This window comes from Staphylococcus schweitzeri (assembly GCF_002902405.1).
Taxonomy (GTDB): domain Bacteria; phylum Bacillota; class Bacilli; order Staphylococcales; family Staphylococcaceae; genus Staphylococcus; species Staphylococcus schweitzeri.
The window spans coordinates 21073-27294 of the sequence record NZ_PPQS01000007.1 but is presented as its reverse complement, the minus strand read 5'-3'; the positions used below and the strand labels follow the sequence as shown (position 1 = coordinate 27294).

The window sequence follows — 6222 nt, the reverse complement described above, 5'->3', positions numbered from 1 at the left end:
AAATTGTACATGTGTAAACAATCAAAAGTGTACATTATTAAATTATCATTTCCAATTCTAGTCAGGGGCCCAACAAAGAGAATTTCGAAAAGAAATTCTACAAACAATGCAGGTTGGGTCGGGGCCCCAACATAGAAGCTGGCGGAAAGTCAGCTTACAATAATGTGCAAGTTGGCGGGGCCCCAACAAAGAGAAATTGGATTCCCAATTTCTACAGACAATGCAAGTTGGGGTGGGACGACAAAATAAATTTTGCGAAAATATCATTTCTGTCCCACTCCCTGATAGATAAAATTTTACTTTTCATAAGTCCTTTTTGAGGATTTTTAGATATAAAAATAGCACATACACTCTAGAAGGATTAATAATCTATCATCGAGTTATGTGCTATTTGTATTTTATTCTTTTGGTTTGTCTACTTCAGGTTGTGGTTCACCTTTCATATGTTTCGCAATTTGCTCATCCATATAAACCCAACCTTTCCAACCAATGTGTACTGCATCACTGATAACATATTTTTCATAATCTTTATCAGTCATATCGTAAATCTTACCACCATTATCTACTACTGTAGAATGGATTTTTTTGTAAACTGCTTGACGACGCTCTTGGTCAATGCCGATATGATCATACCAAACACCATTTGATGGGATACTTACATATTGAACATCTGCACCAGCAGCACGCATTGTTTTTACTAGTAATTCTAAGTCTTGGAACTCTGGAGAATTAATATTAAATTCATAGTCACGTCTAACTTTACGTTTACTTTCTTGAATTAATTTCCAGTATTGATCTCTAATACCGAATTTATTTGTTGTAGTATCAGCTTTACCAATTTCTACTGCTTTTTGTTTCATCTCATCCCATGAAGCATCTGGCTTTGTAGCAGGTTTCACATGTTCTAATGGAGATTTATCCATTGCAAACAATGACTTAATTGCTTCAATTTTAATCAATTGATTTTCTTTAAAAGCAGAGATGTAATTATCTTTAGTTTCTTGTGGGTCTTTGGCATAAGACTTCAAGTAACCTTTATTGTGAACATGCGGGAATTGTAATAAACGTTTTGCATAACGTCGTTTTAATTCAGTAGGCATATTCTTCTGCTGGAACATTTGATTAATTTGAGTTTGAGACATACGAGCATCAAAGTTTTGATTTGTTAAACCATGGTTTGTAAACCATTGTGGTGAAATAATAAACGTTAATTTCTTACCTTTTAATTTATCATACTGTGATGCAAGCTCAACTGCATTAATTAAATCTGTTGAACCACCCGCCCCTAATAAAAATGCTTTCTTGTTCGAGTTGTGTTTATTTAATGCAATTGCAGGATTAAATGGGTCATCTTTACCTAATTCACTAGAGCCGTATATAGGATAATACTTATTTGATTCATATAACTTATTTTGAATGAGTGTGCCTTTTAGTACTTGATCTGTCAATGAAGTTCTATTATCATCTACAGTTTTTTCAGTTACTAAACCTGTAAACCATCTTGCTGGCAATAATAGAAAGACAATGAATACTGCTCCACTAATTAAAATGGGTAAAAAAGGTTTTAATTTCATCGTAACTCTTCTAATGCTTCAACGATTTTATTTGGTGTTGCCCACTCATCTCTATCAAAGTCCATAATAGATACTTCGATATCAAGTTTATTTTGAATCTCTAATAATAATCCAACTGTTTGGAAAGAATCAATAATACCTTCTTCAAAGATTTCTACGTCTGGATTTTCTTTTACAATATCATTTTCTGCTACTTCTGCTAATAAATTTAAAACTTGTTCTCTAAATTCCATAATTAATTTCTCCTTTATTATATAAGTTTACCTGAGAAGATTAAAAAGCCAAATGTTATAAAATGGAATGTGATCACAATGCTAAGTGCATTTGTGAAACCATTTTGCCAACGTGGCGGATGTTTCTTACGCCAACGTTCATAAAAGCCATAACCTATAAATAATGCTGCATGGTATAAACCATAGACAATGTAATACACTTCAATACCATGCCAAATTCCCATTATGAAGAAGTTAATTAAAAATGCCACATTAGACATTGCGAATTGACTCTTCAATAATTTCTTACGAGACATGTAGAATAAAGATCTCATGTAAATACAATCTCTGAACCAGAATGATAAAGTCATATGCCATCTATTCCAGAAATCTTTAATATTTTTAGCTTTGAAAGGTTTATCAAAGTTTGGTGGTGTCTTAATGCCGAATAAATAACTAAATGCAATTGCAAATAAACTGTAACCTGCAAAGTCAAAGAATAAATATAAGCTGTATGCATACATATATAGCCACATATTTGTAAAACCATGCAAGTCTAATTGTAATGGCATAATTGCATATGTGTTAATAAAGTAAGCAATAATATATTTATACAAGAAACCAAGCATAATCATATGGATTGCTTTAAGTACTAATTCACGGTATTCATTACCAGTTGGTACCTTTTTATCATCTTTAACAAAACGTTTGTAACGATCGATAGGTCCTGATGAAATCGTCGGGAAGAATGAAATGAATTGAATCAATTTCCATACTTTGATTTCTTTAATAGAACCATCACGAATTTCCATAATTAATTGTACACTTTTGAAAGTAACATACGAAATACCAAGGAATCCTACGAATTCGATTAATTTACTTTCATGGAAATGAATTTGATGTCCACCTAACCATGTGCTTTGTAAAACTTTAACTAATGCTAATGGCAATATTGATAAAACCATTACAATAACAAATTTTGAAAATGAGTTATTTTTCGGTCTTGAATGATAATAAAACATAATCAATAATACTTGCCATACAATGTAAATAATGAAACTAATTAATTGTACACTTAAATACTTTTGATCAAACAGATTATGTCTATCTGAAGAAAAGATTAACACAATCATAAATGCTGTCACTAAACCATTATAAATGTAACTTCGCTTACCTAAAAATCCAAGTATAATGACTGGTAATAGTGCAATTAAAGCAATTAAGAAGAATGTAAAATCGCCATATGGAATCATCCGTTGATTACCTCTGCAATTTTCTTACGATCAATTTTACCATTTGAAGTTAATGGTAATTGTTCCATCCATTCAAACTTTCTAGGAATCATATACTCTGGTAAGCGTGATTTTAAATCATGTTTAATATTTTTAGTCATTTCTAAGTTATCAGTAACTTCTGTTGTTGGTACAATTGCTCCGATTAAGTGAATCACTTTATCATTTTTGTACACAGGTACAACAATTGCTTCTTTTACAAACTCAGATTGACGTAATTGTGTTTCAATTTCTTCTAATTCCATTCTGTAACCATTTAATTTGATTTGGAAATCAATACGTCCTTGAATGAACCATTGACCGTTTTCAAATTTAGCTTTATCACCTGTATGGTATGTACGAATACCATTATCAAAGTTAAATACTTCAGCTGTTTTTTGGTCATTTTTTAAGTAACCTAAACTTACACTTTGGCCTTCGATAACAAGTTCACCTTCATCAGTTGTAAATAACCTTGCACCCGGACGTTCTACCCCTACTGGTAATGTCGGATATTCGTCTAAAACTTCTTGTGTAATTTGAATACTTGTCACTGCTACTGTTGCTTCTGTTGGGCCATATGTGTTATAAATCGTAGCACTTGGGAAACGACTTACTAACGCTTTTGCAGCTCTGTGAGGTAAAATTTCGCCACAGAAGAAAAATTCATTCAAACTTCCATACTGTTCTTCATTAAGTGTAGGTAACAATAAACACATTTCCATAAATGATGGTGTTGAAACCCAAATATTTATCGGTGTTGCAGCTAACATTTCATTTAATAATTTAGGTTTATTGATCATGTTTTTATCTACAAGGTTTAATGTACCTCCAGAAGCTAAGCATGGATAAATAGCCATAACAGATAAATCGAATGAAAATGGAGCTTGGTTTAGCCATTGTTGTTCATTTCCAGATTTATTAAGTTCTAACATCCAGTCAGTAAATTGAACTAAGCTTGCATATTCAATCTGAACACCTTTTGGTTCACCAGTTGAACCGGATGTAAAGATAGTATATACAGTATCGTTATCTTTAATTTGGCTATCGAAAATTACCGGGTCTTGAGATGTTTTAATATCTTCTATTGTAAATAATTCACCTACTATGCTATTGAATGATTCATCCGTTGTATTAAATATAAATTCAGGTTGTACCTTTTCAATAATCATTTTAATACGGTCTTCAGGAATTGAAGTGTCAACTGGTACATAACCACATCCCGCTTTAATAGCACCAATCATCCCAACAATCATATATGGTGACATGTGACCGAATAAAATCATCGGCTTTTTACTGCCTTGTAGTCGATGTGCTAATTTACTAGACTCATCCATTAACTGTTTATAAGTTAATTCATCTGTTGTGTGTCTTACTGCAATGCTTTCTGGATTTGCATCTGTAAATGATTGCAGTTTATTAATAATATCTGTCATATTAAGTCTCCCTCATTAGAACTCATTATAAATGAAGTTATTGTGTGTATCGCCACTGCCATAGATTAAATATAAAGTAATAAATATTGCTAAATACAATATTGTTAATAAATATGGTTTAAATGCTTCTACATATTTATTAGGTGGCTGTTTACTTTTAGATTTCATAAAGCACCTCTTAAAGTTCTTAATAAAAACGTCTTTATAAAGATCAACAATATAAAATACGTTTAATAATTTGTTTTTTACAATTCATTATATCGATATTCATAATGAAATTCAATTTTTAATTTATAGGTTCAACAAAGTATATGGTTGTTATAAGTCATTAATTGTAAAACGTAACTTTGTTGAGAACATCATTCATTTTAAAGGTTATTTAAGTAATAGACAATTACAGTCTATATAACAATTTTGTTATATGTGTCACAAATTTAAAACTCACCATCTGTACAAGCTAGTTATATGGTGAGTCTGTTGTTTTCGTTGCTGATTTTGGTGGAATAATTCTCACCATAATTTTCATTTTTAAAATGCCATTGTACTGTCATTATGCGGGATTTATAACAATTGATAACGATGACATGAAATCAAATTACATCAAAACTAATTTAATATTAAGCAAACATTGACACGAACATTATTATTGTTGCAGCATTAACTCAATATTAGAACAACATTAATCGGTGTTATTACATATAATTACAGTGTGGCATTTATTAGTTTTGTCGCAACCAATACTTTTTAATTAATTGGCGTTCGTGGAGATAAATGATTAAGTACCGCTTTAATATTATCAATGCATAATTGAACCATATTATCACGTGTCGTATCAGATGCGCTTCCAATGTGTGGTGTAACAATGACATTATCACGTCCCATTAATGGATGCAAATGGTCAATTGGTTCAGTCGCTAATACATCTAAACCACAAGCTAATATTTCTTTATTGTCTAATGCTTCTATTAAAGCAGTTTCATCAACAATCAAACCTCTACCAATATTAATGAATATTGCATCTTTTTTCATTTGCTTAAACGCATCTTTATTAAATTTATATTTAGTTTCTTTTGTTAGAGGTGCCGTACATATTATAAAATCACTATCTGCTAACAGTTTTTCAAAAGATACATACGTTGCGTCACATTGTATCTCGGCATCTTTATTTCTAGAACGGTTATGATATAGGATTTTCGTATTAAATCCTTTTAACCTTCTTGCGAAAGCTTTTCCAATATCACCCATTCCAAAAATTCCAACAGTTGAATTATAAACATCTTTTCCTGACAACAAATAAGGTCCCCAACTTTGCCATGCGTCTCTTTCGATATATTTTTCAGCTTCCACTATGCGTCTCGCCGTAGCAAGCATTAATGTGAACCCTAATTCCGCTGTAGTTTCAGTTAATACATCTGGAGTATTTGTAACAATAACGTTGTGCAATGTTGCGCTCTCAACATCAATGTTGTCATATCCCACAGCCATATTCGCAATAATTTTTAACTTAGGTGCCTTTGCTAAAGTTTGTGTGCTAATATGTTCACTTAATGTAATAAAGCAAGCATCTGCATCATGTAGTGCTGTTTCAAATTGTTGTTGTGGCATGGGCACTAAAGATTCTTGCCACATTTCAACGTCACCTAATTCGCATAATTGCTGATAAAATTTATCTGGTATTTTTCTAGAAACAACTATTTTAATCATATACACTCCCCTACTTTGTAACACG

The 6222-nt window shown here is 31.6% G+C and carries 6 protein-coding genes and 1 pseudogene; all 7 read right to left on the bottom strand.

The features are described 5' to 3' along the window. Positions 1 to 398 precede the first annotated feature (398 nt). Positions 399 to 1574, bottom strand: a complete 1176-nt coding sequence (dltD, locus tag CD116_RS01540; protein WP_047531152.1) for a D-alanyl-lipoteichoic acid biosynthesis protein DltD — start codon at positions 1572 to 1574, stop codon at positions 399 to 401. Then, entirely contained in the window at positions 1571 to 1807 is a 237-nt protein-coding gene (gene dltC / locus CD116_RS01535; RefSeq protein WP_000395692.1) for a D-alanine--poly(phosphoribitol) ligase subunit 2, read from the bottom strand. Before dltC ends, dltD begins: the two co-directional genes overlap by 4 nt. A 17-nt stretch (positions 1808 to 1824) precedes the next feature. Continuing rightward, positions 1825 to 3039: a PG:teichoic acid D-alanyltransferase DltB gene (gene dltB / locus CD116_RS01530; protein ID WP_047424580.1), complete on the bottom strand. Its 1215-nt coding sequence runs from the start codon at positions 3037 to 3039 to the stop codon at positions 1825 to 1827. Then, positions 3036 to 4493 (bottom strand): D-alanine--poly(phosphoribitol) ligase subunit DltA, encoded by a 1458-nt coding sequence (gene dltA, locus CD116_RS01525; RefSeq protein WP_047551780.1) that lies wholly within the window; start codon positions 4491 to 4493, stop codon positions 3036 to 3038. Before dltA ends, dltB begins: the two co-directional genes overlap by 4 nt. Positions 4494 to 4508: 15 nt before the next feature. Then, positions 4509 to 4661 carry a teichoic acid D-Ala incorporation-associated protein DltX gene (locus tag CD116_RS01520; protein WP_000837751.1) on the bottom strand — a complete coding sequence of 51 codons (153 nt, stop codon included), beginning with the start codon at positions 4659 to 4661 and terminating at the stop codon, positions 4509 to 4511. Positions 4662 to 4704: 43 nt separating this feature from the next. Then, a pseudogene (locus CD116_RS01515) lies at positions 4705 to 4815 on the bottom strand (hypothetical protein). Between the two features lie 422 nt (positions 4816 to 5237). Beyond that, complete coding sequence (locus tag CD116_RS01510) at positions 5238 to 6197, bottom strand: 2-hydroxyacid dehydrogenase (protein WP_047551777.1); 960 nt, start codon at positions 6195 to 6197, stop codon at positions 5238 to 5240. Between the last annotated feature and the right edge of the window lie 25 nt (positions 6198 to 6222).